The 26,542-nt window shown below is 62.7% G+C and carries 21 protein-coding genes, 1 tRNA gene and 1 pseudogene; 16 read left to right on the forward strand and 7 right to left on the reverse strand.

Annotated features, from left to right (window positions below; all coding sequences use genetic code 11):
- Window positions 1-41 precede the first annotated feature (41 nt).
- The 6 genes and pseudogenes from QTL98_RS03815 to QTL98_RS03840 all read left to right on the forward strand — a co-directional run.
- Entirely contained in the window at window positions 42-1,007 is a 966-nt protein-coding gene (locus QTL98_RS03815; protein ID WP_445680900.1) for an ABC transporter substrate-binding protein, read from the forward strand.
- A 3-nt stretch (window positions 1,008-1,010) separates the two neighbouring features.
- Window positions 1,011-1,817 (forward strand): ABC transporter permease, encoded by an 807-nt coding sequence (locus tag QTL98_RS03820; RefSeq protein WP_445680901.1) that lies wholly within the window; start codon window positions 1,011-1,013, stop codon window positions 1,815-1,817.
- A 156-nt stretch (window positions 1,818-1,973) separates the two neighbouring features.
- Window positions 1,974-2,816 carry an ABC transporter ATP-binding protein gene (locus QTL98_RS03825; RefSeq protein ID WP_445680902.1) on the forward strand — a complete coding sequence of 281 codons (843 nt, stop codon included), beginning with the start codon at window positions 1,974-1,976 and terminating at the stop codon, window positions 2,814-2,816.
- 57 nt (window positions 2,817-2,873) lie between these two features.
- A complete protein-coding gene (locus tag QTL98_RS03830) occupies window positions 2,874-4,739 on the forward strand; it encodes a sensor histidine kinase (RefSeq protein WP_445680903.1) in 1,866 nt (621 codons plus the stop codon).
- The gene (locus QTL98_RS03835; RefSeq protein ID WP_445680904.1) at window positions 4,736-6,091 is read left to right on the forward strand and encodes a sigma-54-dependent transcriptional regulator; all 1,356 of its coding nucleotides are present in this window, start codon (window positions 4,736-4,738) and stop codon (window positions 6,089-6,091) included. The genes QTL98_RS03830 and QTL98_RS03835 overlap by 4 nt, the downstream gene beginning before the upstream one ends.
- Window positions 6,092-6,378: 287 nt before the next feature.
- Window positions 6,379-7,229, forward strand: a pseudogene (locus QTL98_RS03840) (IS3 family transposase); the annotation flags it as partial.
- A gap of 788 nt (window positions 7,230-8,017) precedes the next feature.
- Here QTL98_RS03840 and QTL98_RS03845 read toward each other — a convergent pair.
- The 3 genes from QTL98_RS03845 to QTL98_RS03855 form a co-directional block, all read right to left on the reverse strand.
- Window positions 8,018-8,578 (reverse strand): hypothetical protein, encoded by a 561-nt coding sequence (locus tag QTL98_RS03845; RefSeq protein WP_445680905.1) that lies wholly within the window; start codon window positions 8,576-8,578, stop codon window positions 8,018-8,020.
- Between the two features lie 500 nt (window positions 8,579-9,078).
- Window positions 9,079-9,306 (reverse strand): hypothetical protein, encoded by a 228-nt coding sequence (locus QTL98_RS03850; protein ID WP_445680906.1) that lies wholly within the window; start codon window positions 9,304-9,306, stop codon window positions 9,079-9,081.
- A gap of 11 nt (window positions 9,307-9,317) precedes the next feature.
- Window positions 9,318-9,542 carry a hypothetical protein gene (locus tag QTL98_RS03855; protein WP_445680907.1) on the reverse strand — a complete coding sequence of 75 codons (225 nt, stop codon included), beginning with the start codon at window positions 9,540-9,542 and terminating at the stop codon, window positions 9,318-9,320.
- A gap of 160 nt (window positions 9,543-9,702) precedes the next feature.
- Between QTL98_RS03855 and QTL98_RS03860 the strand changes: the two genes are divergently transcribed.
- Window positions 9,703-9,942, forward strand: a complete 240-nt coding sequence (locus QTL98_RS03860) for a hypothetical protein (protein WP_445680908.1) — start codon at window positions 9,703-9,705, stop codon at window positions 9,940-9,942.
- A 56-nt stretch (window positions 9,943-9,998) separates the two neighbouring features.
- On the opposite strand, the gene QTL98_RS03865 is transcribed toward QTL98_RS03860, so the two are convergent.
- Window positions 9,999-10,286: a hypothetical protein gene (locus QTL98_RS03865; RefSeq protein ID WP_445680909.1), complete on the reverse strand. Its 288-nt coding sequence runs from the start codon at window positions 10,284-10,286 to the stop codon at window positions 9,999-10,001.
- A gap of 824 nt (window positions 10,287-11,110) precedes the next feature.
- On the opposite strand from QTL98_RS03865, the gene secD reads away from it, so the two are divergent.
- The gene (gene secD, locus QTL98_RS03870; RefSeq protein WP_445680910.1) at window positions 11,111-13,624 is read left to right on the forward strand and encodes a protein translocase subunit SecD; all 2,514 of its coding nucleotides are present in this window, start codon (window positions 11,111-11,113) and stop codon (window positions 13,622-13,624) included.
- A 28-nt stretch (window positions 13,625-13,652) separates the two neighbouring features.
- Here secD and QTL98_RS03875 read toward each other — a convergent pair whose 3' ends face one another.
- Together QTL98_RS03875 and QTL98_RS03880 are read right to left on the reverse strand one after the other, a co-directional pair.
- The gene (locus tag QTL98_RS03875; RefSeq protein ID WP_445680911.1) at window positions 13,653-15,365 is read right to left on the reverse strand and encodes a cation:proton antiporter domain-containing protein; all 1,713 of its coding nucleotides are present in this window, start codon (window positions 15,363-15,365) and stop codon (window positions 13,653-13,655) included.
- Between the two features lie 677 nt (window positions 15,366-16,042).
- Window positions 16,043-16,132: transfer RNA gene (locus tag QTL98_RS03880), tRNA-Ser, on the reverse strand.
- Window positions 16,133-17,073: 941 nt separating this feature from the next.
- On the opposite strand from QTL98_RS03880, the gene rplU reads away from it, so the two are divergent.
- From rplU to QTL98_RS03910, 6 genes are all read left to right on the forward strand, one after another.
- A complete protein-coding gene (rplU, locus tag QTL98_RS03885; RefSeq protein WP_445680912.1) occupies window positions 17,074-17,388 on the forward strand; it encodes a 50S ribosomal protein L21 in 315 nt (104 codons plus the stop codon).
- A gap of 45 nt (window positions 17,389-17,433) precedes the next feature.
- Window positions 17,434-17,703: a 50S ribosomal protein L27 gene (gene rpmA / locus QTL98_RS03890; RefSeq protein WP_445680913.1), complete on the forward strand. Its 270-nt coding sequence runs from the start codon at window positions 17,434-17,436 to the stop codon at window positions 17,701-17,703.
- A 154-nt stretch (window positions 17,704-17,857) separates the two neighbouring features.
- A complete protein-coding gene (gene obgE, locus QTL98_RS03895; RefSeq protein ID WP_445680914.1) occupies window positions 17,858-18,970 on the forward strand; it encodes a GTPase ObgE in 1,113 nt (370 codons plus the stop codon).
- A 288-nt stretch (window positions 18,971-19,258) separates the two neighbouring features.
- Complete coding sequence (proB, locus tag QTL98_RS03900) at window positions 19,259-20,374, forward strand: glutamate 5-kinase (RefSeq protein WP_510637546.1); 1,116 nt, start codon at window positions 19,259-19,261, stop codon at window positions 20,372-20,374.
- A 276-nt stretch (window positions 20,375-20,650) separates the two neighbouring features.
- Window positions 20,651-22,003, forward strand: a complete 1,353-nt coding sequence (locus QTL98_RS03905) for an amidohydrolase family protein (RefSeq protein ID WP_445680915.1) — start codon at window positions 20,651-20,653, stop codon at window positions 22,001-22,003.
- A 144-nt stretch (window positions 22,004-22,147) separates the two neighbouring features.
- Entirely contained in the window at window positions 22,148-23,131 is a 984-nt protein-coding gene (locus QTL98_RS03910; RefSeq protein WP_445680916.1) for an isopenicillin N synthase family dioxygenase, read from the forward strand.
- A gap of 144 nt (window positions 23,132-23,275) precedes the next feature.
- On the opposite strand, the gene QTL98_RS03915 is transcribed toward QTL98_RS03910, so the two are convergent.
- Window positions 23,276-24,388 carry a hypothetical protein gene (locus QTL98_RS03915; RefSeq protein ID WP_445680917.1) on the reverse strand — a complete coding sequence of 371 codons (1,113 nt, stop codon included), beginning with the start codon at window positions 24,386-24,388 and terminating at the stop codon, window positions 23,276-23,278.
- Between the two features lie 242 nt (window positions 24,389-24,630).
- Here QTL98_RS03915 and QTL98_RS03920 point away from each other — a divergent pair, with 242 nt between their 5' ends.
- Together QTL98_RS03920 and QTL98_RS03925 are read left to right on the forward strand one after the other, a co-directional pair.
- Window positions 24,631-25,869, forward strand: a complete 1,239-nt coding sequence (locus QTL98_RS03920) for a glutamate-5-semialdehyde dehydrogenase (RefSeq protein ID WP_445682083.1) — start codon at window positions 24,631-24,633, stop codon at window positions 25,867-25,869.
- A 35-nt stretch (window positions 25,870-25,904) separates the two neighbouring features.
- The gene (locus tag QTL98_RS03925; protein ID WP_445680918.1) at window positions 25,905-26,540 is read left to right on the forward strand and encodes a nicotinate-nucleotide adenylyltransferase; all 636 of its coding nucleotides are present in this window, start codon (window positions 25,905-25,907) and stop codon (window positions 26,538-26,540) included.
- The last annotated feature ends 2 nt before the right edge of the window (window positions 26,541-26,542 follow it).

The following is a 26,542-nucleotide window of genomic DNA, read 5'->3' on the forward strand; positions in this document are numbered from 1 at the left end:
GCGCGCCGACCTAAGAGACCCTAATAATCGGGAGGAAATCGATGAAGTACCTCGTGCGCCACCTCGCGGTGGCGGCAATGGCCGTTCTTGCGTCCAGCTCAGCCCATGCAGCGGACAAGGTTCGCCTCGCCAATCTCAAATTCGCGCATTACGGCGCGATCTCCTACATGAAGGAACTGGCTCCCAAATACGGGCTGGAGATCGAGGAACGGTTCTTCGCCAAGGGCATAGACATCCTGCCGGCCGTCATTGCCGGCGAGGTTGACATCGCCGCCAGCGCCGTGGATGCGGCCATCGCCGGCCGTGCGCAGGGGGTGCCGATCTATGCCGTTGCCGGTTTTGCCAAGGGCGGGGCGCGGATCATCGCCGGCTCCAAGCTGGGGATTACCTCGATCGCCCAGTTCAAGGGCAAGAAGGTCGGCGTGGCACGGGGCGGCGCACAGGAATTGCTGCTGCTGGCCGAGTTGGACAAGGCCGGCCTTACCTGGTCGGACAAGCCGGGCAAGGATGTGCAACTGGTCTATATGGCCTTTGCCGATCTGAACCTCGCCCTGATGACCGGCCAGATCGACGCCATGTGCCAGTCCGAGCCGCAGGCGAGCCAGGCGCTCAACAAGGGCGTCGGCGTTGAGATCATGAAACCTTATGACACCCCGCTCGGCATGCCGGTGCGCTCGCTTGTCTTCTCCGAGGATTTCTACAAGAAGCGGGATGTTGCCGAACGCACGATGAGGCTGTTCGTGGAGGCGACAAAAACCTTCATTGAACATCCGGATGTCGCCGAGGACTATGTCATCAACGACATGTTCAAGAAGCGGATCACCGATCAGGATTTCAAGGACGCGATCGGCAATTCGCCCTACAGCTACGACATCACGCCCGAGCATGTGCAGACCACCACGGACCTGATGCTCAAATATGGCGTCGGCAAGCTGCAAAATCCGCCCAAGGCGACCGAGTGGGTCAAGACCGACCTGCTTGAGGAAGCCCTCAAGGCCGGGCAGTAAACCATGGGCGCGCGTCTGTTTCGTGTCCTGGCGGTTCCGGTCATCCTCATCCTGCTCTGGCAGGGGTTTTCGATGCTCGGTTACGTGCGGCCGGCAATTCTCCCGTCGCCCGTCGCCATCATCGAAAGGCTCTGGCTTTATCTGCTGCCCGGGCAGTCCTTTGCCGAGAGCACGGGGGTGCTGGACTGGCTGCAATCGAGCGAACTGCTCAGCGACATGTTTGCCAGCCTGCACCGTGTCGTGCTGGGCTTTGTCGTGGGCGCGGGATTGGCGCTGCCGCTTGGTTTGCTGATGGGGACGGACCGGCGGGTCGAAGGCTTGCTCGACCCGCTGGTGCAGTTCCTGCGGCCGATCCCGCCGATTGCCTATATCCCGCTGGCGATCCTGTGGTTCGGCCTCGGTGATCCGCCGGCCATCTTCCTGATCGCCATCGGGGCGTTCTTTCCCGTGCTCATCAATACGATCACGGGGGTGCGCAACGTTGATAGCATCTATGTGCGGGCGGCCACCAATCTCGGGGCCGGCAGGATGACGATGTTCCGGCGCGTCATCCTGCCGGCAGCCACGCCCTACATCCTTACCGGCATGCGCATCGGCATCGGTACTGCCTTCATCGTCGTCATCGTCGCCGAGATGATTGCGGTGAACAGCGGCCTTGGTTACCGCATCCTGGAAGCCCGTGAGTATCTCTGGTCCGACAAGGTGATCGCCGGAATGATCGCCATCGGCACGCTCGGCCTCGCGATCGATGTCGGTGTCAACAGGCTCAACAACCACCTGCTGCGCTGGCACCGCGGCATAGAATCCTGACCCCCCGCCGGCGGTCCCCGAGGCGCGCGCTTCGGGGACTGCCCCGGGCTGGCTGAAACATTTCCCAATCATAAGGCATCGCTCCGGCACGGGGGGCGCGGCACGCCCGCGCGGAAAACCGTGCGCGCCCGATGCCAAAGGCAGGAGAGAACGTCCATGTCCAACATGTTTCCGTCCCCCACGCCGTCGCAGGACGAGACCACCCGTTTGCCCCAGGTGCGCGCCGTCGGCGTCAACAAGATATTCGGCAGGGAGCCCGGCGCGGTCACGGCGCTCAAGGACATCGATCTGGAGATTGCAGCGGGAGAGTTCGTCTGCCTGCTGGGGCCGTCCGGCTGCGGCAAGTCCACCTTGCTAAACGCCATTGCCGGCTTTGCGCTGCCGACCTCCGGCACGCTGGAAGTCTGCGGCAAGCCGATTACGGCGCCGGGACCCGACCGGGGCATGGTGTTCCAGGAATATGCGCTGTTTCCCTGGATGACAGTGGAGCAGAACGTTGCTTTCGGCCTGGAGATCCGTGGCCTGTCCAAGGTACAGATAGCCGAGGCGGTGGACAGGCTGCTGGAGACACTGGGGCTCAGGGAGTTTCGTCGCCGTTACCCCAAGGACCTGTCGGGCGGCATGCGCCAGCGCGTCGCCATCGCCCGTGTGCTGGCTCTTGATCCGCCGATCATGCTGATGGACGAGCCCTTCGGTGCGCTCGACGCGCTGACGCGTCGCTCTCTGCAGGATGAGTTGCTGCGCCTGTGGCAGGCGGTCGGCAAGACCATCGTTTTCGTCACCCACTCCATCGAAGAGGCGGTTTATCTCGGCTCGCGCGTGGTGATCCTGACCTATCGGCCGGGCACCATCAAACGGGATATCCGCATCGAGCTGCCCTATCCGCGCGACAGCAACTCCGCCGCCTTCAACGAGATCAAGAAGGAACTCGCGCAGATGGTCCATGCCGAACATGACCGGTTTGCGCTCGATGAGCGTCAGGGGTTAACCTTGGACTAACCGACGGTAGCGTAGAACTAACCGGCCCATTCAGAAGGCACGCCCGGAAGAACAAGAGTGACGGAAGCGCCCCCGCATAGATCCGCTTTTGCGGATCGCCTGCCACGCCGAAAGCTGTTGCCGCTGCTGCTGGTGTTTGCGGTGCTGCTTGCGGGCATCTTCAAGCTGGCCCGCGACGCCTCGATCAAGCAAGGGCTGCAGGATGCGGCCGGCAACTCCGGCGAGCGGCTGAAGCTGATTGCGGCCACCCTGTCGACCCGCATCGAGCGCTTTCGTTATCTGCCGGAGGTGATTGCCCGCTCGCGGGAGACGGAGGAGCTGTTCGCCTCCGGTGGGCAGACCGACAAGCGGGCCGAGGCCAACCGGCTGCTGGCACGCATTGCCGGCGCCTCCGGCGCGCTCGCGCTGTTCGTGACCGATGCCGACGGACTTACCATTGCCGCCAGCAATTACGACCAGCCGGGTTCCTTCGTCGGGCAGAATTACAGCTATCGCCCCTACTTTCAGAATGCGCTCGCCAGCGGGTTCGGCAGCTATTACGCGGTGGGCGCCACCACGGCGCAGCCGGGTTATTTCCTGGCAGTGCCGATTCGCTTCGGCGGAGCGTCGGTGGGGGTGGCCATCGTGAAGATCGACCTGCTGCCGGTGGAGACACAATGGCGCGACGCCTCGGAGCTTGTGGCGATGAGCGACCGGCAGGGCATCGTCTTCCTCTCCTCCCGCTCCGACTGGCGCTATATGGCGACGCGCGCGGTGGATGCGGCGACGCTCGGCCGGCTCAGGGCCGAAAGGCGCTATGGCGAGGCGGTGATATCCGACGTGAAGTTCCGCACCACCAGCCTCGCCGGTCATGAGGTGGTGAGCTTCGGGCGGGGAACCACGCGTGACGAGCGCCTGCGCGTGACCATGCCGTTCGGCCAGGAGGAATGGACGCTCAATTATTTCGCCGCGCTCGATGATATCCGCAATCAGGCGGATATTGTGGCGGCCGCTTCAGTAATGGCGGCCATGCTGGTGGCCGCCGGGGTCATCATTGCCTTGCAGGTTGGCCGTGGCCGGGCCATCGCGCGCCGCACGCTCGGAGAGCTGGAGCGGCGGGTGGCGGAGCGCACGGTTGCCTTGCGCACCGCCAATGAAAGGCTGGAGCAGGAGATCATCGAACGCCAGCAGGCCGAAAAGCAGCTGGATGTCACCCGCAGCAACCTGTCGCGGGCGGAGAAACTTGCGCTGATGGGCGAGGCCTTCGCCGGCATGGCGCATGAGATCAACCAGCCGCTGGCTGCGCTTGCCACCTATGTCGCCTCGACCCGGCTGCTGGTGCGGCGCAGGAGCTACGAGGCGATCGAGGGCAATGTCGACATGATGGCGGAAGTGATCGGCCGTGTCTCCAGCCTGACCGACCAGTTGAAGCGTCTGGCGCGGCGGGAAGAAGACAGCTTTGCCGAACTTGATCTCGGCGCTCAGGTGGAAAAGACACTGAAGCTGCTGAAGTTCCGCTTTGCTGATCTCGATATTGCCGTGTCCTGCCGCATGGAGGCAGCGCTGCCCGTCTATGGCAATGCCATGCAGCTGGATCAGGTAATCCTCAACCTGCTCAACAATGCCATCGACGCCGTTCGCGAGCGGGACGGCCGACGCATAGAGGTGCTGGGACGGCGGGTGGATGGCCGCTGTGTCGTGACCATCGACGACAGCGGGCCGGGGGTGGATGCGAGCATGGGCGAGCATATGTTCGAGCCGTTCCACACCACCAAGGCGCCGGGCGAAGGGTTAGGCCTCGGGCTCGCAACGGCGCATCGCATCGTGACCGATCACCATGGCAGTCTGAGTTTCGGCCGCTCGTCGCTGGGTGGGGCCAGTTTTGCCCTCAGCTTCAACAGCGCGGCGGAAGATGCTCCGACCCCGACGAGGTGCAGCGCATGACGGGCGAGAGGGCGAGCGTGCTGCTGGTGGAAGATGACGCGCCGCTGCGCCGTTCTCTGGCGCAATGGCTGCAGCTGAATGATCTGCAGGTGGTCGAGGTGGCCAGCGGCCGGGAAGCGATGAGAGCTATCGAGGCGCAAGACATTGATGTCGTCCTCTCCGACGTGCGCATGCAGGGTATGAGCGGGCTTGAGCTTCTGGCGCTGGTCGGCCGGCAGCGGCCCGACCTGCCGACCATCCTGCTGAGCGGCCATGGCGACGTGCCGATGGCGGTGGCGGCAATGCAGGCGGGAGCCTTTACCTTTCTGACAAAGCCTTACGTGCCGGAACAGCTGATCGGCATGCTGCGCAATGCCATCGAGCAATCGCGGCTGCGCCGACGCCTCCTGTCACTGGAGCGCAGCCAAGAGGTGCGCTCTCTCCTCAGCGAAAGGCTGATTGGAACCGATCAAGCGACGGCCCGGCTGCGGGCAGTGCTGGCACAGCTTGCGGCCTATCCGGTCGATGTGCTGATCCATGGCGAGACAGGCTCCGGCAAGGAAGTGGTCGCCCGGCTGCTGCATGATTGCAGCACGCGCCGCAACGCGCCTTATGTGGCGATCAACTGTGCCGCCGTGCCGCTCGATATCCTAGAGAGCGAACTCTTTGGCCACGAGGCGGGGGCCTTTACCGGGGCCGGGAGCACCCGGGTCGGCAAGTTCGAATTTGCGCAGGGCGGCACGCTTTTTCTGGACGAGGTGGAAAGCATGCCGCTTTCCGCCCAGGCCAAGCTGCTGCGCGTGCTGCAGGAACGCAGTGTGACCCGCCTGGGCTCGAACCGCGAGATCGCCATAGATATCCGGGTGGTGTCGGCCACCAAGGAGAGCCTCGCCGCACTCGCCGCCCGCGGGCTGTTCCGGGAGGATCTTTATTATCGCCTGATGGCGGCCGAGATCGCCCTGCCGCCGCTGCGCGAGCGGGGGCACGATGCGGTGCTGCTGTTCGAGCATTTCATGCGGTCGATGGCCGGCCGGCTGGGGCGCGAGGTGAGGCCGCTTGGCGTTCAGGAAACCCATCTCATCCTCTCTTATGGCTGGCCGGGAAATGTCCGCCAACTGAAACTGCTGGCGGAACGGCGGGCGCTCGGCCTCGACTGGCAGCCGGACGCAGCCGCCATGCCGGCTGCGGTGGCGGAAGACGCGTCGCTGCCGGAGCGGGTCGACCGGTTCGAGCTCAGCCTGATCGAACAGGCGTTGAAGGAGGCTGACGGCAAGGCCGGCCTTGCCGCCGGACTCCTGAAGATCCCGCACCGGACCCTCAACGAGAAGCTGAAGCGGCTGGGGCGCTACCGCCAACTGCCCGGGGCCGGATAGGCGCAGCCTTTGCCTGGCCGATGGCTTCACCGGCCAGGAAACGCAAGTCGGACTCACAGAAGGCAGCCGCCATGGTGCCCTTGTCGACGCCGAAGATATAGGTGTTCATCCGCGGGCTTTCCGCCAGTTCGACGAATTTGCCGACCTCCGTGGCGGTGTTGCTGTCCCGGGCTGCTGTCCCGGGCACCGGTATCTGCCAGATGCACTCCCAAGCCGCAGATGCTCGAGCCGGTGAGGTTGGCCGGCATGTTGCGGAAACCGGGCATACGCCGCCAGAGGCCACGCACATGAGCGAGCGTCGGGCGTGTTTGCTGGTCGGGATTGCGCGGCGGGTGCTGCGCTATCAGTCCTGCCGCGACGATGATGAGGCGATCCGGAGCCGGATGAGGGAACTGGCGGCCGAGCGGCGGTGGTTCGGCTTTCGGCGGATCGGTGTTCTTCTGGCCCGGGAGGGCATCGTGATGAACCACAAGAAACTCCTGCGGCTTTACCGCGAGGAGAAGCTGATGGTCCGGCGCCGGGGCGGCAGGAAGCGGGCGCTTGGCACAAGGACTCCGCTGGTACTTCCGGCCGGTGCAAACCGGCACTGGTCGCTGGACTTCGTGTCCGATGCCTTTAGCGATGGGCGGCGGTTCCGGAACCTGACGGTTGTCGACGATTCACGCGGGAGTGTCTGGGGCTCGTTGCCGATACCTCGCTCTCTGGCGCGCGGGGCGCCCGGGAACTCGGCCAGCTGATTGCGCATCGCGGTACCCAACCGACCTGCGTGGTGTCGGACAACGGCACGGAGCTGACCAGCACGGCGATCCTGCGCTGGAGCCAGGATCGCAAGATCGACTGGCATTACATCACTCCCGGCAACCCGACCCAGAATGCCTTCATCGAGAGCTTCAACGGCAAGCTGCGGGATGAATGCCTGAACGAGACCCTGTTCCGCTCCCTCGGCCATGCAAGGCAGGTGCTGGCTGCGTGGCGGGAGGATTACAACCACGTGCGGCCGCACTCGGCGCTCGGCGGCATGACGCCGGCTGACAAGGCCGCAAGATCGATCCCGCAACGGGAGCCGGGGCATGCCCCGGCTCCCGTTGCATCCCCTGCCCATACCGGGCATCAATTGCAGTCAGGACTCTACTGCTGAATGCTAACATGTTGGGGAACAGGTCAAAGGCAACAGCCTTCGAGGAAATTGACATCAATCCGGTCCAGGTTGGTTAGGCATTACCTTTTATAAATTCTTGATTTCCAAGTAAGCTGGCTAATGGATAGTGAGTGGCGGCAGCCTAAGTTTATATTTCATCCAGCTGCCGCCGTTTTGTACAGTGCGTTTATTTTTGCTCAAAATGATGATTATTCAATGATGGCGGGAACGTTTTCCCCTTCTCGACGTATCTATCATACGTCGAACCCGCATATTTATTGTTGGTATCGTGGTATTGTCCATAGTTTGCGGATTTGGGGCACTCTTGACCCGACCAATACTTAGCCATGGGGTTCCTCCTATTATGAGCCAACCCCATGACTGAATACCTGAGGACGTCGAAAAGAAACAAAAAAAGCCTACAAAATGAAATTAACAACTTATAAATGATTTCTACAGCAAAAATATGCCTCCCTTTAGAGAGAAAATAAACAAAAGTGCCGTTAATTACGCGATTAACGATTCGGAAATTCCCGACATTGGACAATCGTAATTTTTCCTAAATCCAATAACTCCTTTTTATAACGACCTCTCCATCTTGGTAAGGAATCGTACATAACTTCCTACTTATTAACTTGCCCGTATTTAGAAGCAGGGTTGCTGCTCATTGGCAGTGGAACCTGCACTAGCCGCAGTATTTTGTGTCCAACGCCTCCAGCGCAGGTCTCCCCTTTCGGAGACCGACCGTTGTCGGTGGCCCCCGCGATCAAGGGGGCAAATCACTGACCTCAACCGCCGCAACTCTGCCTAGCCGTTGCCACTGCCTCGGCGGCCGTCCCATCATATGCGTCGGCCTGCTGCAACGCCTGTGCATTCTGCTCGCCGCTATAGAACTGGGCACAATAGCGCGCCTTGGCGGCGCCTGCCGTGTTGATGACATAAGCCCCCTTGGCAGCGGCACAGACGTCTCCGCTGGAGGAGGCCGCCGTAACACTATTGATCCAACGGGTAAAATCGCTGTCGTCACTGTTGCATTGCGAGGGATCGTCCGTCGGTTGTAGCGGAAAGTCTGCACTCCAACTCTCCGCCATCGCACGATCAGCAGAGTTCAATGTTGGATACCCGGTCGCAGCGCCATTTGGATCGAAACCATTCGGGGCGGCATCCGCCGTGGTCTCCGGCTCCTGCTGAGAAGGGAGAGGCTGGCCTGCCATCGCAGCGGCAAAATCACCCAACACCATACCGGTGCCTTCACAGCCAACGACCAAGGGCAATGTCCCTAGAACCAGAAACAAGCGGACCGTCTTCATTTGGCTTCTAACCTTGTTCTTCAGGGTTCTTCTGAGCATTTATTATCCCAACCTTAAGGGCCCACGTACCATGGTAGATAATGGATAGCGGTCTGGGCAGCGGCTCTGTATTCCGTGCGTCGCCGAAATATGCGGCATTGCGCCGCATATGGTGAGGAAGGACAAAGCAAACTAGGCTCAGTTGGATTAGCCCCAACGCCTTCCGTAACCTACGTATGATGCACGAACGCCCTTGCTCTCTGGCGAAAGGGGAACTCCCGCCATCTGTATAGACAATATTTTTGAGGGTCCAAATGTGAAGATCGAGAGACAAGGACAGACGCTCGCTAGCGCTAGACTCTCTATGGTGCTGAGGAAGACCACGGCTATCCTACGACTGATTATGGCATGCCCCGAAGCGTTCTGATTGACGATTTGACGTGTCTTAATCCGCTCGGACCATAAATTTCGCGAGGATGAAACCAATAACCGTCTTGGAACTAGACAAGGTCGAAAGAGAAGGTCCCGTGTACGGCGCCGATCTCTTGATGCTGATGCGCCTATAATTCGCCGAGATAAGCGGCAGCGCAGTTCTGTGCCTCGTCCGAACAGGTAAAGACGGACCACCGGGGGAACAGGGGGCAGATGGCGTGGACGCCGAAGAACTCCCCGCCAGGATGTATGATCCTGTAGACGGCGATGTCCAGATCAAGGTTGCCCTCCTCGGCCGGGACGAAGTCCGTCGCCCCTTCGACGACCGCTTTCGCACGCTCCATATCGAGGCGCATTCAGCCACCGGTCACAAAGTCAGACCATGCTGCCGCCACCATCGCCGACCGGCAACGAGGCCCCAAATCGCTTCGATCAGGCCAAAGGGCCACGCCCCTTGCAGGAAGCCATAGGCGGACCCGAGCCAGCAAGACACGGCAAAGGCCAGCACCCACCGGGGTGAACGGCTTTCCAACGCATAGCAAACCAGCATCGCGGTTACCGCGAACAGCCCAAAGGCGGTTAACAGATCCATCTTTCTGCCAGTAGCAACAAAGTCGTCAGAGCGGCGACGAGGCGCCCTCACTATGTCAAAGAACCGTTCGGTGGCAAAGCTTCTAACAGCTTGCCTTTCTCGAAACCCGGCAGCTATAGAAGGCGCCGAAAGAGCATTCCGATAATCTCAAGGAACGGGCATGTCAGAAGAACGGAAGCCGGTCCCGTTGAAGGGTGTCATCAGCGCCATCTGCGCCACCGGAGTAGTGGCCGGACAGACGCTGGCATTGGCGATTGGTGTTGTCTGGGCCTTGAGCGGTTCGCTTGGCTTGTCTTCCATGGGCTTTTATATTTGCAGCGGCCTGGTCACGCTCGTGATTGCCTATGGTGCCTTCAAGTATGGCGCCAGGGCCATCGCCGCCGAACGCGAATACAACTGACTGGACAGGCCCGCTGACCACACTGACCGTCGATCTGCACGAACTTGAAATTTCATCTACTCGATCTGGCGGCGCACAGGATGGCCGATGCGCTCCATGATGGCCTTGGCATCCCGCGAATTGCCCATCCAGGCCGCCAGTTCGCCAAGGGTGCGAAAGGCAGCAGCCCTGTTGATCATCTCGCGGCCGCGTAGTGCATTTCGCCGTTGCTCGGCAACATAGGAGCCGGCTCGGGTTTTATAAATCCTGAGCATGCCTAGATCGGCAGAGCGCTCACGGATAATAACAGACCCCTCGAATTCAATGTCGGGGCCGTCCGGATTGTGAATAACATGCTTCTCCATGAAGTATCTCCTTTCGCGTCGCTCCAATAAAGACTCTGAATTGACGTCCCTATGCGCATTATTGTCTAATCAAAGCTTGAATTGGAATTTTGAAAATTTATCATAGGTTACAATTTTTCGTTTCGTATCGGATTATATTGTCTCCAGGTGGCTATGATCAACCCATTGCGGGCAAATTGGCGTTTGACCCACGGATGGGGGCCATTTTTTCCGCCTATCGACAGATCCGGAAAACACCCGCATAAGGCCCCCGTGCCCACGAGGCAGGACCGCTCCAGACCGATGAGACGACGCTGACACGAACCCCGACAAGTTGCCATGGCGGCACTTTCCTGACCCGACTGCTGCTGGGGCTATGGTTCGTTGCGACGCTGCTGATGGCGAATGGCGGCGATCTTGTCGGGAGGTTGTCGCCTTCCGGTGATCTGACGTCGGCCGTTTCGGGGACTGACACGCTGAAACCGGCGCCTGCGCCCCAGCTTTCGGCGCAAATTCAGGTCGATCTGCGCCTGCGCCTTGGCGAGCCGTCGGGGCGCGTCGATGCCCGGGGACATGCCGGTGCAGGGCACGGGCCGGATTTCGGGCTGCCGCCTTCGCTTGCCCTGCCGAGAATGGCCCAGGACAGGCCCGCCGGGCGACCGGCAACAGCGGTAATTCTTTTTGCGCACCAAGCCGGATTTGAGGCGCGCGCCCCTCCCGGCAGAACCTGATCTCCTGCTGCGCCTTCACGCGCGGCTTCACCCGGATGTCAGCCCGGCATGTCGTTCTTCTGGCGTATTAACGCCGACGGATGGCACCTGCCTATTGCCTGGATAAATCAGCTTATGCGCACTTCCCCGTGGCGCCTTGCCACCTATGCCCTGATCGTGCTGGTCGGGGTTCTTATCGCTTTGCCCAATATTCTAACACCCGGACAACTGGCCGCCCTGCCGGACTGGCTGCCGAAAAAACAGGTCACGCTCGGCCTCGATCTGCGTGGTGGTTCCCATCTCGTGCTTGAGGTGGATGCCGGGGCGCTTAAAGCCGCCCGCCTCAAGACCTTTGTCGAGGATGCACGCAAAAAGGCTGATGAAGAGGGTCTTGCCCTGAAGTCGGTGCGGGTTGACGGCGACACGGCGAGTTTTGTTCCCGGCGATCCGGCTGATCTTGACCGGATGACCACCGTGCTCAAGGGCATCAATGCCTGGGCCGGAGGATCGTCCTTCGGGCCCGGCGTCTATGAATTCGATGTTGCCGCCGCAGAGGGGGCCGTCACCGCCGCGCTGACGCAAGCCGGAGTGCATGCCCGGGTTTCTGCCGCAGTGGATCAAAGCCTGGAAATCGTGCGTCGCCGCGTAGACCAGGTGGGTGTGGCCGAGCCCACGGTCCAGCGGGTGGGCGCCGACCGTATTCTGGTGCAGCTTCCGGGCTTGCAGGACCCGACGCGCCTCAAGGCGCTGCTCGGTTCCACGGCGCAGATGAGCTTTCATCTGGTGGCCCCGGATTACGGGATGCGTGGCCGGGTGCCGGCCGGGGTGACCATGATGCCATCGGCCGATGGCAAGGTGCGGTATCCGGTGGAGAACCGAACCCTGCTCAGCGGCGACCGGCTGACGGATGCCCAGGCCGGCTTTGACCAGCGCTCGGGTCAGCCCATCGTATCGTTCCGCTTCGACAGCCTCGGGACCAGGCAATTCGCCGATATCACCCGCAACAATCTGGGTCGCGCTTTCGCTGTCGTGCTCGACGGCAAAGTCTTGACGGCACCGGTTATCCGCGAGGCGATCACTGGCGGCTCGGGCCAGATCAGCGGCGACTTCACGGTGGCTGAAACGTCGGTGCTTTCGGCGTTGCTGCGTGCGGGTGCGCTGCCGGCACCCCTTACCGTGATCGAGCAGCGCAGCGTCGGCCCCGATCTTGGAGGTGATGCAATCCGCATGGGGCTGCTGACCGGCCTTGCGGGTTTCGCGCTGGTCGTGGCCTTCATGGTCATTCTCTACCGCGGCTGGGGCATGATCGCCAACCTTGCGCTTTGCCTGAATGTGATCCTCACAGTGGGAGCACTCGGCCTGATCGGCGCCACATTGACCTTGCCGGGCATCGCCGGCGTCATTCTCGGTATTGGTATGGCGGTGGACGCCAACATCCTCATCAATGAACGGATCAGGGAGGAGCTGAAGCGGGGGGCCAGTGTGCTGCAGGCGCTCGATGTCGGCTTCAGGCGGGCCTATTCCACCATTGTCGATTCCAATGTCACGACACTGATAGCGACGCTGCTGCTTTTCATGTTCGGCTCCGGCCCGGTCCGGGGCTTTGCCATCACCATGATGCTGGGTATCGGCATTTCGATGTTCACCGCCGTCTCCGTGGTGCGGGTGCTGATGACGGAGATCGTGCGCCGGCGACGGCTGAAGACACTGGAATTCAAGCCGCTATTCAAGCTGGTGCCCGACAATCCGGAGATCTCCTTCATGAAGGCGCGGTTCTTCGGGATCGGGCTTTCCGCCATCCTGTCGCTCACCTCTATCGCGCTCTTCTTTGCGCCGGGGCTGCGCTACGGGATCGACTTCAAGGGAGGCATCCAGATGGAGGTCGAGGCACCGCAGTCGCCCGACCTTGCCGCGTTGCGTGAAGGGCTTACCGGCCTCGGGCTCGGGGAAATCGCGTTGCAGAATATCGGCGGCAAGGACAGTGTGCTCATCCGCGCCGAACGCCAGCCGGGCGGCGAGGAGGCGCAGAACGGCGCGGTGGAAAAATTGCGCGCGGCGATTGGCGAGATCATTCCGGGAGCCAGCGTCGAAAGCACGGAAGTGGTGGGGCCGAAGGTGAGCGGCGAGCTGGCCAGCTCAGGCTTCATCGCCGTATCGCTCGCGATGGCGGCGATGCTTGGCTACATCTGGTGGCGGTTCGAGTGGCATTTTGCCGTCGGGGCCATCGCCACGCTCATCCTCGATACCACCAAGACGGTGGGCTTCTTTGCCCTGACGGGGCTGGATTTCAACCTCACCGCCATAGCCGCCTTGCTTACCATCATCGGCTATTCGGTCAATGACAAGGTGGTGGTCTATGACCGCATGCGCGAGAATTTGCGTCTTTATAAGTCGATGCCGCTGCGGCAGATCATCGACAAGAGTATCAATGAGAGCCTGGCGCGCTGCATTTTCACCTCGACGACGACGTTCCTTTCCATGTTGCCGATGGCGGTGAGCGGGGGTGCGGCGGTGACGAGTTTTGCCATTCCGATGGTGTTCGGCATCCTCATCGCCACGAGTTCCTCAATTTTTATCGCCGCACCGATCCTGTTGTTTTTGGGGGACTGGAAGGCAAGGCGAAAAAAGGAGCCGTCAAAGGGTCGATAGCCCCGGGGCCTTGGAGGAGATTGCTTTGTCACACCGGGGCTGACACGAGCTCCAGCATGCAGCGGGCGATCTCCCTCTCTCCCATGATCGTGCGCGTGGCGCCGCATTTTTCGAGGTGCTCGACCTCGGCGTCGGAATGGGCGCGCGCGACGATCTCCAGATCCGGGCAGGTGCTGCGTGCCTGTTGCACCGCCTGCCCGGCTTCGAAAGCCTGCGGAATAGCCACCACCAGATGGCGGGCAGCCGTCAGGTTGGCCGCAGACAATACCTGCGGATCAGCGGCATTGCCGAACACAACTTCTGCGCCGTCCAGTCGGGCGGCTTCCGCCGGTGTGGCGCGATCCTCGATCACCAGAAACGCCATTCCGGCCTGCTTCAGCCCGGCGCCCACGAGCGCTCCGACCCGGCCATAACCAATAAGCACCACATGATCCGAAAGGGTGCTGGGAACAAGGTCGGAGGCGGTTTCGTCCGACCCGGGAGAAGCGGGTTTATCCGCAGCGGTTTCGTTCGGTGGGGCGCCGGAGGCCGGCCGTGCGGAAGTGGCGTCTTCAAGCCCCGTCTTGCGGGCGATGATGGCAAACAGCAGTGGATTGACCAGAATGGAGAGGATCGCACCGGCGAGAACGAGGTCCCGCCCCATCTCCGGCAACAGGCCCGTATTGACCCCCAGACCCGCCAGAATGAACGAAAATTCGCCGATCTGTGCCAGGCTCGCCGCGATGGTCAGGGCGGTTCCTTTCGAGCGCCCGAAAGCAAGCACAATGAAATAGGCTGCCAGCGATTTACCGACGAGGATAATGGCGAGCGTCGCTGCCAGTTGCCACGGTGCCTCGATCAGAATCGCCGGATTGAACAACATGCCGACGGAGACGAAGAACAGGACGGCAAAGGCGTCCCGCAGCGGCAGTGTTTCTGCGGTTGCCTGCTGGCTGAGCTCGGACTCGCTTAGAATCATCCCGGCAAAGAAGGCACCGAGGGCAAAGGAGACGCCGAAGAGGGCAGCCGCGCCATAGGCGACGCAGATGGCAATCGCCAGAACCGACAGCCTGAACAGTTCCCGGGAACCAGTATGGGCCACCCAGTGCAGCAGCCACGGGATGACCCGGCGGCCGATCACCAGCATGATGATGACGAAAGCCGCGACCTTGGCAAAGGTGACCAGCAGCACGCCTGCGATCCCCAGGCCAAACGGCCCCGCATCAACGGAGGTTCCCTTGACGGCTCCGGCAATGGCCGGAAGCACGACCAAGGCCAGCACCATCGCCAGATCCTCGACGATCAGCCAGCCGACCGCGATCCGCCCCCGTTCCGTCAGGACAAGGCGCCGCTCCTGGAGTGCTCGCAGCAGCACCACGGTGCTGGCAACGGAGAGAGCGAGGCCGAAGATCGCCCCTCCGGCAAGGGACCAGCCCAGCAGCGTGGCCAACCCCATGCCGAGAGCGGTGGCAATCACGATCTGGACGATGGCGCCAGGAACGGCGAGAGCTTTGACCGACAGCAGATCCTTGAAGGAAAAGTGCAGCCCAACGCCAAACATCAACAGGATGACGCCTACTTCCGCCAGCTCGTTGGCCAGGGTCTGATCAGCAACAAAACCGGGCGTAAAGGGGCCAACCAGAACTCCGGCCAGCAGATAACCCACCAGCGGGGAGATGCGCAGTTTATGAGCCAGCGCTCCAAACACGAAGGCAAGGCCGAACCCGGCAACGAGCATGGTGATAAGGGAACTGCTATGCATGCGGTTTCCAGAGCTGCTTGTGTGAAGGGCGCGGTGTACGGCACCGCCTGCGGGAGGCTGGCAATGATTATAACCCAAGTTGATTATCAAGAACCCGATGATCGTCGCTCGTCTTTGCGCTATTGACCGCTACTGCGGGGAGCTGAGGGGCTTGGTCGCAAACGACTTTCGTCAGTTCACATGCATCGCCAATGGCGGTGTGGTTAAAGCGATCAGTTGACCTGACAGCGAAGCGGGAGAGCGCTCGGAGGCCCCACTCTCTCGCAGAGCGACCCCCATTCAGGGAGCTAGCCGAGAAATTCCAGACCAGAGGCTTTGTGCACCAGCATAGGGAGCACCACTGGAAAGCCGCTACGATCAGTATCGGCCAGTTTGGCCCGCGATTGTAGGGGCTGAGCCCAGGACCTATTAATTTCGGTTGAGGTGTGATTCACGTTCTCCGAAGAGGAGGCTGGGATGGTTGATTTGTTTTTACTGAGCGAGCGCCATATGTCGCGGATAGAGCGTCTTGTGTTGGACACTGCTGGACGAAGTGAATTTATAGGTGGGCCGAGCCTAGATTAGACTGCTGCTAAATGATGACCGCCAAGGAGATGGCCTGTTGTGGGTTGAATTGGGGGTTGGTTGGTTTGGCTTAACAAAAATGAGATTATTTTTAATGACTTAGTAAGAAATTCTGGCGGAGAGGGTGGGATTCGAACCCACGGTACCCTTGCGAGCACAACGGTTTTCGAGACCGTCCCGTTCAACCACTCCGGCACCTCTCCGCAGCTGGGAGCGTTCGCGACCGCGTCTTGAGGCCAGGCTTCTCTTAAGCAAGTAAGGGAAGGCAGGGGGCCCTGAGTGGCGGGGCCCGGCGGCGAAGCGGCGCGGAACCTAGCCCAAGGGCTGCGGGCTGGCAAGGCAGATTTGCCCTGTTGGGGACGATCCTGCGCGTTCCTGGGGTTAAGGGCCTGTGCTGCTTGCGTCCGGCGACGTTTTGTTCTATCTTTGTTCCTACATTCGGACGAGGCGCGCCTGACGTGGTTCCTGCTGTTCCTCTCCGGTGTTTCCCACAAGAGGGGCTGGCCTGACCGCGTTACGGCTGCAGCTTTTCCGGCGGCGTCTGGCGCCGCTTCTGGCCGTGCCCGCCGCTCCGGGCGATTCGGCGGCCAAGGTGATGGAGGGCCCGAAATGTTGGCATTTGTGGTCATCCGCCGGTTTTTGTCGGCTTCCGGCGCGCCGTTCAGCCAACATTTCCCGACGGCAGGACAACAAGGGCAATGCAGCACGGCAACACCCCTTTTGTGAGGCGTTCCGGGCGGGGCGGATGGCGCAGGGAAGGGGACGTCAGGCCGGCAAGGCGGCGTTTTCGGCCGACCCCGAGCCATGCCCGCCGGGCCATGCATTGCCGGCAAGGGGCCATGCGGAGTGGTAGCCGGTTTTTTGCCAAAGGATGACTCGCACTTTGGGCCGGCACCCTGTATAAGCCGCGTCACGACCGGGATGAGGCCTTCCTTCGGGGATGTTTCCGGGGAAAGGTGTTGACTGGCAAACTTCTTTGTGTAGTCTGCGCCGCCACGGTTTCGAGCGGTCCGGCTCTCGCAGTTTACCGGGAGGGCTTCAGGCAAAAGTTCCTTTCATCGGGAGCCATCGTCTGGAGTTCCCAGGGTGCTGAGCGGCGGGGCCGCCTTTCTCTTTTATCCGTATGAAGATCGGGTTTCAGGCGATGTTCGCAGTCATTCGCAGTGGCGGTAAGCAGTACAAGGTCGCCAAGGACGACGTGATCACGGTCGAGAAGCTGGCTTACGAAGCCGGTGCTTCCGTCGAGATCGACGACGTTCTTATGGTCGGCGGTGAAGCAGGTACCAAGGTGGGCACCCCCGTGCTCGCCGGTGCCCTGGTCAAGGCTGAAGTGGTCGAGCAGACCCGCGGTCCGAAGATCATCATTTTCAAGAAGAAGCGCCGCCAGAACTACCGGCGCAAGAACGGCCACCGCCAGGACCTCACCGTCCTGCGCATCACCGACATCGTGTCGGCCTGATCCGCGCGAACGGCCCTTCTGGTTCAGGTCAAGGAGTAACAGACCATGGCACATAAAAAGGCTGGCGGTTCCTCGCGCAACGGTCGCGATTCGGAAGGCCGTCGTCTTGGCGTCAAGAAGTACGGCGGTGAGTCGGTGATTGCCGGCAACATCATCGTCCGTCAGCGTGGCACCAAGTTCAATCCGGGCGCCAATGTCGGCATCGGCCGCGATCACACCCTGTTTGCGCTGGTGGATGGCAAGGTGAGCTTCGGCGTCAACCGCTTCGGCAAGAATGCGGTCAACGTCGAGCCGTTCGCGGAAGCCGCCGAGTAAGCTCGGGCGACTTTCGCCGGCCTCCCCTGAGGCCCGGCGGACATGAATAGGCAAAACGGGGACGCGCCAGTCGCGGCCCCGTTTTGTTATTCTCGGGATATGCTAACCGGCCGGCCCCGTCCTTCGGGGGCCCGCGCCCTTGAGACCGCAGAAAATGAAGTTCCTCGACGAAGCCAAAATCTTCCTCAAGTCCGGCGATGGCGGCAATGGCTGCGTGGCGTTCCGGCGCGAGAAGTTCGTCGAGTTCGGCGGCCCCAATGGCGGCAATGGCGGGCGCGGCGGCGATGTCGTGTTCGTGGCCGTGCACAGCCTCAACACCCTGATCGATTTCCGCTACCAGCAGCATTTCAAGGCCGAGCGCGGCCATGGCGGCATGGGGCAGGACCGTACCGGCGCAGCCGGCAACGATCTCATCATCAAGGTGCCAGTCGGCACGCAGATTTTTGATGAAGACCAGGAAACCCTGCTGGCAGACCTCACCTTCGCCGGCCAGCGGATTCACCTGCTGAAGGGCGGTGACGGTGGTTTCGGCAACGCCCATTTCAAGACGCCCACCAACCAGGCGCCGCGCAAGTCCCTGCCCGGTTTCCCGGGGGAGGAGCGCTGGGTGTGGCTGCGCCTCAAGCTGATTGCCGATGCCGGCCTTGTCGGCCTGCCTAATGCCGGCAAGTCCACCTTCCTTGCCGCCACCTCGGCCGCCAAACCCAAGATTGCCGATTATCCCTTCACCACCCTCACCCCCAATCTGGGTGTGGTGGAAACGGATAATGGCGGCTTCGTGCTGGCCGATATCCCCGGCCTTATCGAAGGCGCGCATGAAGGTGTCGGTCTCGGCACCCGTTTCCTCGGCCATATCGAGCGCTGCGCCTCGCTGCTGCACCTCGTCGACGGCACGCAGGAAGATGTGGCGGAGGCCTACTACACCGTGCGCGGTGAGCTGGAAGCCTATGGCAACGGCCTTGATGAAAAGCCCGAGATTGTTGCTCTCAACAAGATCGACGCGCTGGATGAAGAAACGCTCGCCGAGCGCCGCGCCGCGCTGGAAGAGGCCTGCGGCCATCCGGTCTTCATCCTCTCCGGTGTTTCCGGCGACGGCGTGCTGCCGGTGCTGCGCGAGCTGGAGACCTATGTAACCGCCATGCGTGCCCGGGAGGCTGCGGCTGCTGGTCATGAAGGCGGCGAAGAGGAAGACGAGCGTTTCACCGCTGCTGTGCGTGCGGAAGAAGATCTGGCAGCCCCGGCCAAGCCTTGGAGCCCGCTGGACTGAGCCTTCCGGCTTTCGCGGCCCGACGGCATTCAGGCCCCGCCGGAGGCCCTCCGGGACATCCCGCCTCTCGACGCCGTCTTGTTTCGCGGGCATGTTCCGCCAGCGGTGGCCTTGCCGCCTCTTTGCCCTCGATACGAGGGCCGGGGAGGGGCAGGCGCGCCGGATGAGACAGACGGAAGTATTTGGAAAATGGCCCCCTATCGTGGAGATACCGCTCCTGCCGCAGCCGATCCTGCTGTCAGCACCGGAGCCCTGCTGCCGCCCGATGCCGAGGGGATAAGCCATGTCCTGCCACGCCTTGCCGATGCGCGCCGCCTGATCATCAAGATCGGCTCGGCCCTGCTGGTGGATGGCAAGACGCACCAGATCAGGCGCGAATGGCTGGATGCGCTGGCGGACGATGTCGCCGCGCTCAAGGCCCGCGGGGTGGAGGTTGCCATCGTCACCTCCGGCTCCATCGCCGTCGGGCGGGAGCATCTGGGCCTTACCGGCCGGGTGCTGAAGCTGGAGGAAAAGCAGGCTGCCGCCGCCACCGGCCAGATTCGCCTTGCCCATGCCTATCAGGAAACGCTCGCCCGCCACGGCATCACCGTGGCGCAGGTGCTGCTGACCATTGACGATACCGAGGAGCGGCGCCGCCACCTCAATGCGCGCGCCACCATCTCCACCCTGCTCGGTCTCGGCGCCGTGCCGATCATCAACGAGAACGATACGGTCGCGACCTCGGAGATTCGCTTTGGCGATAATGATCGCCTCGCCGCCCGCGTCGGGCAGATGATCTCCGCCGATACGCTCGTTCTGCTGTCGGATATCGACGGGCTCTACACCGCCGATCCGCGCAAGGATCCGGATGCCCGCCACCTGCCGGTCATCCAGATGCTGACGCCGGAGATCGAGGCGATGGCCGGCGAGCCGCCGCCCGGTTACAGCTCCGGCGGCATGGTCACCAAGATCGCCGCCGCCCGTATCGCCACGGCTGCCGGCAGCCGCATGCTGATCGCCAATGGCCACCGCATGAACCCGCTCTCCGCGCTGGAGACGGGGGAGGCGAAATGTAGCTGGTTTCTGCCGCAGGCCAACCCGCTCACCGCCCGCAAGCGCTGGATCGCCGGCCATGTCAGCCCAGCCGGTTCGGTGGTGGTGGATGACGGTGCCGTCAAGGCGCTCGCCGCCGGCAAGTCGCTGTTGCCCGCCGGTGTGGTGGCGGTGGAAGGCGGTTTCGAGCGCGGCGATGCCATCCTCGTGCGCAGCCGCTCCGGCCAGGTGTTGGGGCGCGGCCTCAGCGCCTATAGCGCCGCCGATGCCCGTCTCCTCCTTGGCCGCCGCTCCGGCGAGATCGAAGGTCTTCTCGGCTATCGCGGCCGCGACGAGCTCATCCACCGCGACGACCTGGTGCTGGATTGAAATTTCCTTCCCCATGAATGGGGAAAGGGCAGGCCGCACAGCTTTCGGGCATCCTGCCCATTTTCTGGCGCAGCGTTTTGGATGGCGAAACGCCCAAGTCCTTGAGAATTCAGTGTCCCGTCTCTGGCACGCCCGTTGCTGATAAGGAAAAGAGAGTAGAAGCGGTCAGGGCTGCCCGCCTTTGGTGGAGCCGTCCGGGACATTGCTCGGCAAACGATCCCTTTATGATCGAGGTGTCCGGTGCCGCCTTCTTCTTTGCCTTCTGGCGATTTTCTCGTGACCAATGCCGTCGGCATCCTCACCGGCCTTCCCGGTGTAGCGGCCCGTACCAGCGGCGCCATCCGTGTAATCGCCGGCAAGATCGCCGAAATCGGGGCTCTTTCGCCCCGATCCGGCGAGAAGATTGTGGATGCTTCCGGCTGCGTGGTAACGCCCGGTCTCATCAACACCCATCACCATCTCTTCCAGAGTGTGCTGAAGGCGATTCCGGAGGGGCTGAACGAGGCACTCGCCCGCTGGCTGCGCCTTGTGCCCTATAGCTACTGGCACAGGCTGGATGAGGAGGCGATGCGCCTTGCCGCCACCATTGGCCTTGCCGAACTGGCGCTCTCCGGAGCCACCACGGTGGCGGACCATCACTACATCTATTCCCCGCATTATGATTTTGACCCCAACGAGATCCTGTTCGAGGTGGCGGAAAAGTTCGGCCTGCGCTTTGTGCTGGCGCGCGGCGGGGCTACCAAGGGGCGCAATTTTGATGATGGCCGCTCCATCCCGCTGCCGACAGAGCCGGTAGCGCAGATGCTGAAGGCGGTGGAGGCGGCGGCAAAGCGCTGGCATGACCCGGCGCCGGACGCCATGCGGCGGGTGGTAATGGCCCTGACGACACCGACCTTCTCGCTGGAAGAGGCAGAGCTGAAGGAGATTGCCGCCGGTGCCCGTGCCATGGGCCTCCGGCTGCATTCTCACCTGTCTGAAAACATGGACTATGTCGACTACACGCTCGGCCGCTACGGCAAGCGCCCGGTCCATTGGCTCGCCGGGCACGACTGGCTGGGGCCGGATGTGTGGTTTGCCCATCTGGTGGAGTGCGATCCTTCCGAAGTGGCACTGCTGGCAGAAACCGGCACCGGCATGGCGCATTGCCCGCAGGCCAATGCCCGTCTCGGCTCCGGCATCGCCCCGGCCGATGTCCTCTTCAAGGCCGGCGGCGCGGTTTCCCTTGCGGTGGATGGCGCAGCGGCCAACGAGGCGGCGGATATGATAAGCGCGCTCTACAGCGCCTTTTCCCTGCACCGCGCCGGCAAGGGCGTCAGCGCGGTTGCGGCGGAGGAGGTGCTCAGCTGGGCGACAGCCGGCGGCGCGCGGGTGCTGGGCATGGAGGCTATCGGCACCATCGAGCCCGGCAAGGCGGCTGATCTCGCGCTCTTCGATCTCTCCCACCCGCGTTATCTCGGCCAGCATGACCGGCTGGTGGGGCCGGTCATCTCCGGCGGCGCAGCGTTTCTGAAGGCAAGTTTTGTCGCCGGCCGCCCGGTGGTGGAAGAGGGCCGCATCCCCTGGCTCGATATGGAGCAGCTGGCCGCCGATGCCGTGCGGGTTACCGCCCGTATCGCGGCGGCAGCCTGAAGGGCAGGGCGGCAGATGGTTTCGCAAATCCGGAGTAGAAGCAGTCAGCGCGGCGGGCAGAATGTTTCCCCCCGCGTCGGTCATTGCTCCTTCAACCGGCCAAAGGTTTTGGTGCCTGCGGCCACCCCGATGGAGACGTTACCCATGACGACTGACATGAAAGAAGTGGCGCGCGAGCGCACCTATGGCGGCCTCGGCGGCACCCGCGAACGCTCGGTGCCCCGCATCGACATGAGCGATTTTGAAGCCCGCAAGGCCGGGATCGCCGACCAGCTGTGGGCGGCGGCCACCGAAATCGGCTTTTTCCAGCTCATCAACCACGGCATTCCGCAAAGCCAGATCGACGAAGCCTTTCTGCTGTGCGAGCGATTCTTCGATCTGCCGCAGGAGGTGAAAGCCGGCATGCCGCTCATCCGCGGCACCAATGCCGGCTGGGAATATATGTCCCAGGTGCGCCCCTCCACCGGCACGGCGGATCGCAAGGAGAGTTACCAGATCACCCTGCCGCGCATGAAGGACCTCTGGCCGGGCGAAGCACTACCGGGCTTCAAGGCCATCATGCTGGCTTTCGAGCGGGCCAACTGGGCGCTCGGCATGAAGGTGCTCTCCTGCTTTGCCCTGAAACTCGGTTTTGCCGAGGATGCCTTTACCGACTGGCATGATCCGCTGTCGCCGGAATACCAGTCGACCTTGCGCCTTTTGCATTACCTGCCGATGGAAAATGCCAAGCCTGAGGATTTTTCGGCCTGGCGGGCGGGCGCCCATACGGATTTTGACTGCCTGACCTTGCTGCACCAGCGCCCCGGCCAGGGCGGGTTGCAGCTCTGCCCGGGCAAGGACGCGGCGAGCGGTGAACTGGAATGGACGGATGTGGAACCGGCGCCAGGCCTCATCACCTGCAATATCGGCGACATGCTGATGCGCTGGAGCGATGACCAGCTGCTCTCTACCCTTCACCGCGTGCGCATGCCGCATCCGGATGAATATCTGGGCCCGCGTTATTCCATGCCCTTCTTCTGCCAGGCCAACCGCGACGCGGTGATCGAAGGGCCGGGCAAGCTCTACGACCCCATCACCGCCCATGATTACCTGCAGCAGCGCATCGCGGCCAATTTCGCGAAGAAGTGAACATCCTTCCCCGTTCCGGGGAAGGTGGCTGAAAGCCGGATGGGGTAATGAATCGCAGCTCTTACAGGCCTTCGCCGGATAGAGACTTCATTACCCCCACCGGCCCTTCGGGCCCGCCTCCCCGAATTGGGGAGGCTGATTTTCTCAGAACGGGTCGACCGGCTTAAGTCGCTTCAGCCAGCCATCCACCGTGCTGGCGATGCGGGAAAGCTCGCCATCGCCCTGGCCCACCATTGGCACCTCCAGGCTGTCGATCAGCTCGTGATGCGCATCGAGGAATCTCAGTCGTGCGCCGCCGCTGGCGGGAGGGCGGGAGAGATCATTTTCGGTGTGGTTGATCATCAGGCAGGCGATCTGCCGCTGGGTCAGCCGGTCCATGTGGGAGTGCAGGCGTTCGCTGGCGGTCGCCACATTGGCGCCGAGGCTCGGGTCATCGACGTCGGCATTGGTTTCCACCACCAGCGTTGGGCGTTTGATCGCCCCGATAAGGGCGGAGAGTTCACGCGGGTTGAAATCCACCACCCGCACGCCGCCGCGCAGATTGCAGGCCCGTGCGGCGCCGCGCACTTTCTCGCGGTCGATCTCCATCTGCCCATGGCCGGTCTCGCCGTCACCGGCGGTGTGGCCGCTCGCCGCCTGTTCGCTCCAGCCGAGATAGAGGCGGGCATGGTTTTGCAGATCGGCAAGCTTGAGGCGCGGGTCGAAGACCAGGCTTTCATCCATCAGCTTCTTGCCGCCGACAACCAGCGCCACCTGCACGGCGTCGAACGGTACGGAGACGGCGCGCGGCTGGTTGGAGACGGCATTGACCCGCAGCACCGGCAGGCGACCGGCAACGGCCTTCACCGTTTCCTGGCACAGGGTGCGGATGAACTTGCCAATGGCGGCATCCTCGCCGGGTTTCGCAAAGTCAAAATTATAGCTCACCAGCAGCAGCGGGCGCGGCGAGCGGGAGAGCAGCAGCGTTATCTCGGCGGCGCTGAAGCCGGCAAGCGCAGGAGAGGGGCTGCCGGCGAGGGTCTTCAGTGCCTCGGCGATGCGGCTCTCGTCCGGCGGTACGGCCTCTTCATAGGGCTCATCATCCGCATCGCTGCCGATGGTCCAGTCATCCACTCCGGTGCTGAGCGGTGTCTCCACCGGAATCGGGGCAGCGGCAGGCGCCGCCGGCTTTATCTTGTCGAGCGGGCTCGGCAGCGACTCAAAATCCGCCAGCATGGCGTCGATATCCAGAAACGACTCGTCTTTAGTGCCAACCACCGCTCTATCCCCCCCCGGTTCCTGCAGGCCGGCTTCCCGTTTGCGGGTCGGCCGGTCCTGCGCGCGCCTAAATGGCTTTCGGGCACCTACCTGTGAGCGAACGCCTTGCGTGCCGCCCGATGCGGGTCATAGTGTACCGCCGGAATTACTGACCCATTGTTAAAGAAACGGATCGGTCGCCAGTGTCTTCGCTTGCCCAGCTCCAGCCGGCCTCCGGCACCCATGATACCCTGGCCGCACAAATGCGGGCGCTGGGTGTTGCCGCGCGCGAGGCTGCGGCCGGGCTTGCCCTTGCCGATGCCGCCACCAAGAACAAGGCACTCCATGCCGCCGCCGCCGCGATCCGCGCCAGGGCAGCGATGATCCTGGAGGCGAGCCGGCGTGAGGTGGAAAGTGCCCGGGCCCGCAGTCTGGGCGCTGCCCTCATCGACCGGCTGGAACTCACGCCGTCCCGTATCGAAGCGATGGCCACCGGCCTTGAAGAAGTCGCTGCCCTGCCGGACCCCGTCGGCGATGTGATTGCCGAATGGGACCGGCCCAATGGCCTTAACATCCAGCGCGTGCGTGTGCCGCTCGGCGTCATTGCCATCATCTACGAATCGCGCCCGAACGTCACGGCCGATGCCGGTGGGCTGTGCCTCAAGTCGGGCAATGCCGCCATCCTGCGCGGCGGGTCGGAAAGTTTCGAGACCTCCGGCCTTATCGCAGCCTGCCTGCGCGAAGGCCTTGCCGCTGCCGGCCTGCCGGAAGCGTCGATCCAGCAGGTGCCTACGACGGACCGTGCGGCGGTTGGCGAACTGCTGCGCATGGATGAGTTCGTCGACGTCGTGGTGCCGCGTGGCGGTCGTTCGCTGATCGAGCGTGTGGCTGCAGAAAGCCGCGTGCCGGTCTTCAAGCATCTGGATGGTATTTGCCACGTCTATGTGCATGAAAGTGCCGATGCCGCCATGGCGCGCGACGTCATCGTCAATGCCAAGCTGCGCCGCACCGGCGTATGCGGTTCGGCCGAAACATTGCTGGTCGACCGCAAGGTGGCGGCGAGCCATCTGCCCGGCATCCTCGCCGCTCTTATCGACCGGGGCTGCGAAATCCGGGGAGATGCGGAAGTCATGGCGCTGGAGCCGCGCTCCCTTGCCGCGACGGAAGCGGACTGGAGCACCGAATATCTCGACGCCATCATTTCCGTGAAGCTGGTGGATGGGGTGGCGGAGGCGGTCGCCCATATCAACCGTTATGGCAGCCACCATACCGAGAGCATCCTTGCGGCCGATCCGGCGGCGGTGGAGGCCTTCTTCAACGGGGTGGACAGCGCCATCCTGCTGCATAATGCCTCTACCCAGTTTGCCGATGGCGGCGAGTTCGGTATGGGCGCGGAAATCGGCATTTCCACCGGAAAGTTGCATGCGCGCGGGCCGGTGGGGGCAGAGCAGCTCACGAGCTACAAGTACCTCGTGCGCGGCTCCGGCCAGTGCCGTCCGTAACCTTCCCGGCGCGCCCTTCCTTGGGGACCTCTTCCTTGCCGGCGGGCGATATCAATCCGCGCGCGGGCCGCGCGCTGGATGGCCTCACCATCGGTCTGCTCGGCGGCAGCTTCAATCCGGCGCATGAAGGCCATCTGGCCATCAGCCATGAAGCGCTGACCCGGCTCGGGCTCGACCGGTTGTGGTGGATGGTGTCGCCCGGCAATCCGCTGAAGTCCGGCCAGTTCATGCTGCCGATGGCCGACCGGGTGGCCGCCGCCCGGGCTGTTGCCGGGGCTGACCGGCGAATCACCGTGACTGGAATAGAGGCTGAACTCGGCACCCGCTACACGGCTGACACGCTGGAAGCGCTCGCCCGCCGGTTTCCGCGCGTCACCTTCATCTGGCTGATGGGGGCCGATAATCTGGCACAAATGCCACGCTGGGCGCGCTGGCAGAGCATCTTTACCAGTACCCGTGTTGCAGTGATGGCGCGGGCTCCCTACACTATTGGCGCTTTGGGCGGAAAAGCCGCCCGACGTTTCGCGCGGAGCAGAATACCGGCAGGCAAAGCCGGACTGCTGGCGAAGCAGAAGGTGCCGGCCTGGGTGTTCCTGCCCATCCCGCTGCATCCGGCTTCCGCCACCGCAATCAGGGCCGGATGGTCGCCTCGCCGAGGCGGGTCCGGTTAGCC

Origin of the sequence: Radicibacter daui (assembly GCA_030657355.1) — a bacterium.
GTDB classification, from domain to species: Bacteria; Pseudomonadota; Alphaproteobacteria; order Radicibacterales; family Radicibacteraceae; genus Radicibacter; species Radicibacter daui.

Coding starts and splice junctions, on each gene's coding strand:
- QTL98_RS03815 (WP_445680900.1), top strand. CDS start 42: ATGAAGTACCTCGTGCGCCACCTCGCGGTGGCGGCAATGGCCGTTCTT.
- QTL98_RS03820 (WP_445680901.1), top strand. CDS start 1,011: ATGGGCGCGCGTCTGTTTCGTGTCCTGGCGGTTCCGGTCATCCTCATC.
- QTL98_RS03825 (WP_445680902.1), top strand. CDS start 1,974: ATGTCCAACATGTTTCCGTCCCCCACGCCGTCGCAGGACGAGACCACC.
- QTL98_RS03835 (WP_445680904.1), top strand. CDS start 4,736: ATGACGGGCGAGAGGGCGAGCGTGCTGCTGGTGGAAGATGACGCGCCG.
- QTL98_RS03845 (WP_445680905.1), bottom strand. CDS start 8,578: ATGCTCAGAAGAACCCTGAAGAACAAGGTTAGAAGCCAAATGAAGACG.
- QTL98_RS03850 (WP_445680906.1), bottom strand. CDS start 9,306: ATGCGCCTCGATATGGAGCGTGCGAAAGCGGTCGTCGAAGGGGCGACG.
- QTL98_RS03855 (WP_445680907.1), bottom strand. CDS start 9,542: ATGGATCTGTTAACCGCCTTTGGGCTGTTCGCGGTAACCGCGATGCTG.
- QTL98_RS03860 (WP_445680908.1), top strand. CDS start 9,703: ATGTCAGAAGAACGGAAGCCGGTCCCGTTGAAGGGTGTCATCAGCGCC.
- QTL98_RS03865 (WP_445680909.1), bottom strand. CDS start 10,286: ATGGAGAAGCATGTTATTCACAATCCGGACGGCCCCGACATTGAATTC.
- secD (WP_445680910.1), top strand. CDS start 11,111: ATGCGCACTTCCCCGTGGCGCCTTGCCACCTATGCCCTGATCGTGCTG.
- QTL98_RS03875 (WP_445680911.1), bottom strand. CDS start 15,365: ATGCATAGCAGTTCCCTTATCACCATGCTCGTTGCCGGGTTCGGCCTT.
- rplU (WP_445680912.1), top strand. CDS start 17,074: ATGTTCGCAGTCATTCGCAGTGGCGGTAAGCAGTACAAGGTCGCCAAG.
- rpmA (WP_445680913.1), top strand. CDS start 17,434: ATGGCACATAAAAAGGCTGGCGGTTCCTCGCGCAACGGTCGCGATTCG.
- obgE (WP_445680914.1), top strand. CDS start 17,858: ATGAAGTTCCTCGACGAAGCCAAAATCTTCCTCAAGTCCGGCGATGGC.
- QTL98_RS03910 (WP_445680916.1), top strand. CDS start 22,148: ATGACGACTGACATGAAAGAAGTGGCGCGCGAGCGCACCTATGGCGGC.
- QTL98_RS03920 (WP_445682083.1), top strand. CDS start 24,631: ATGCGGGCGCTGGGTGTTGCCGCGCGCGAGGCTGCGGCCGGGCTTGCC.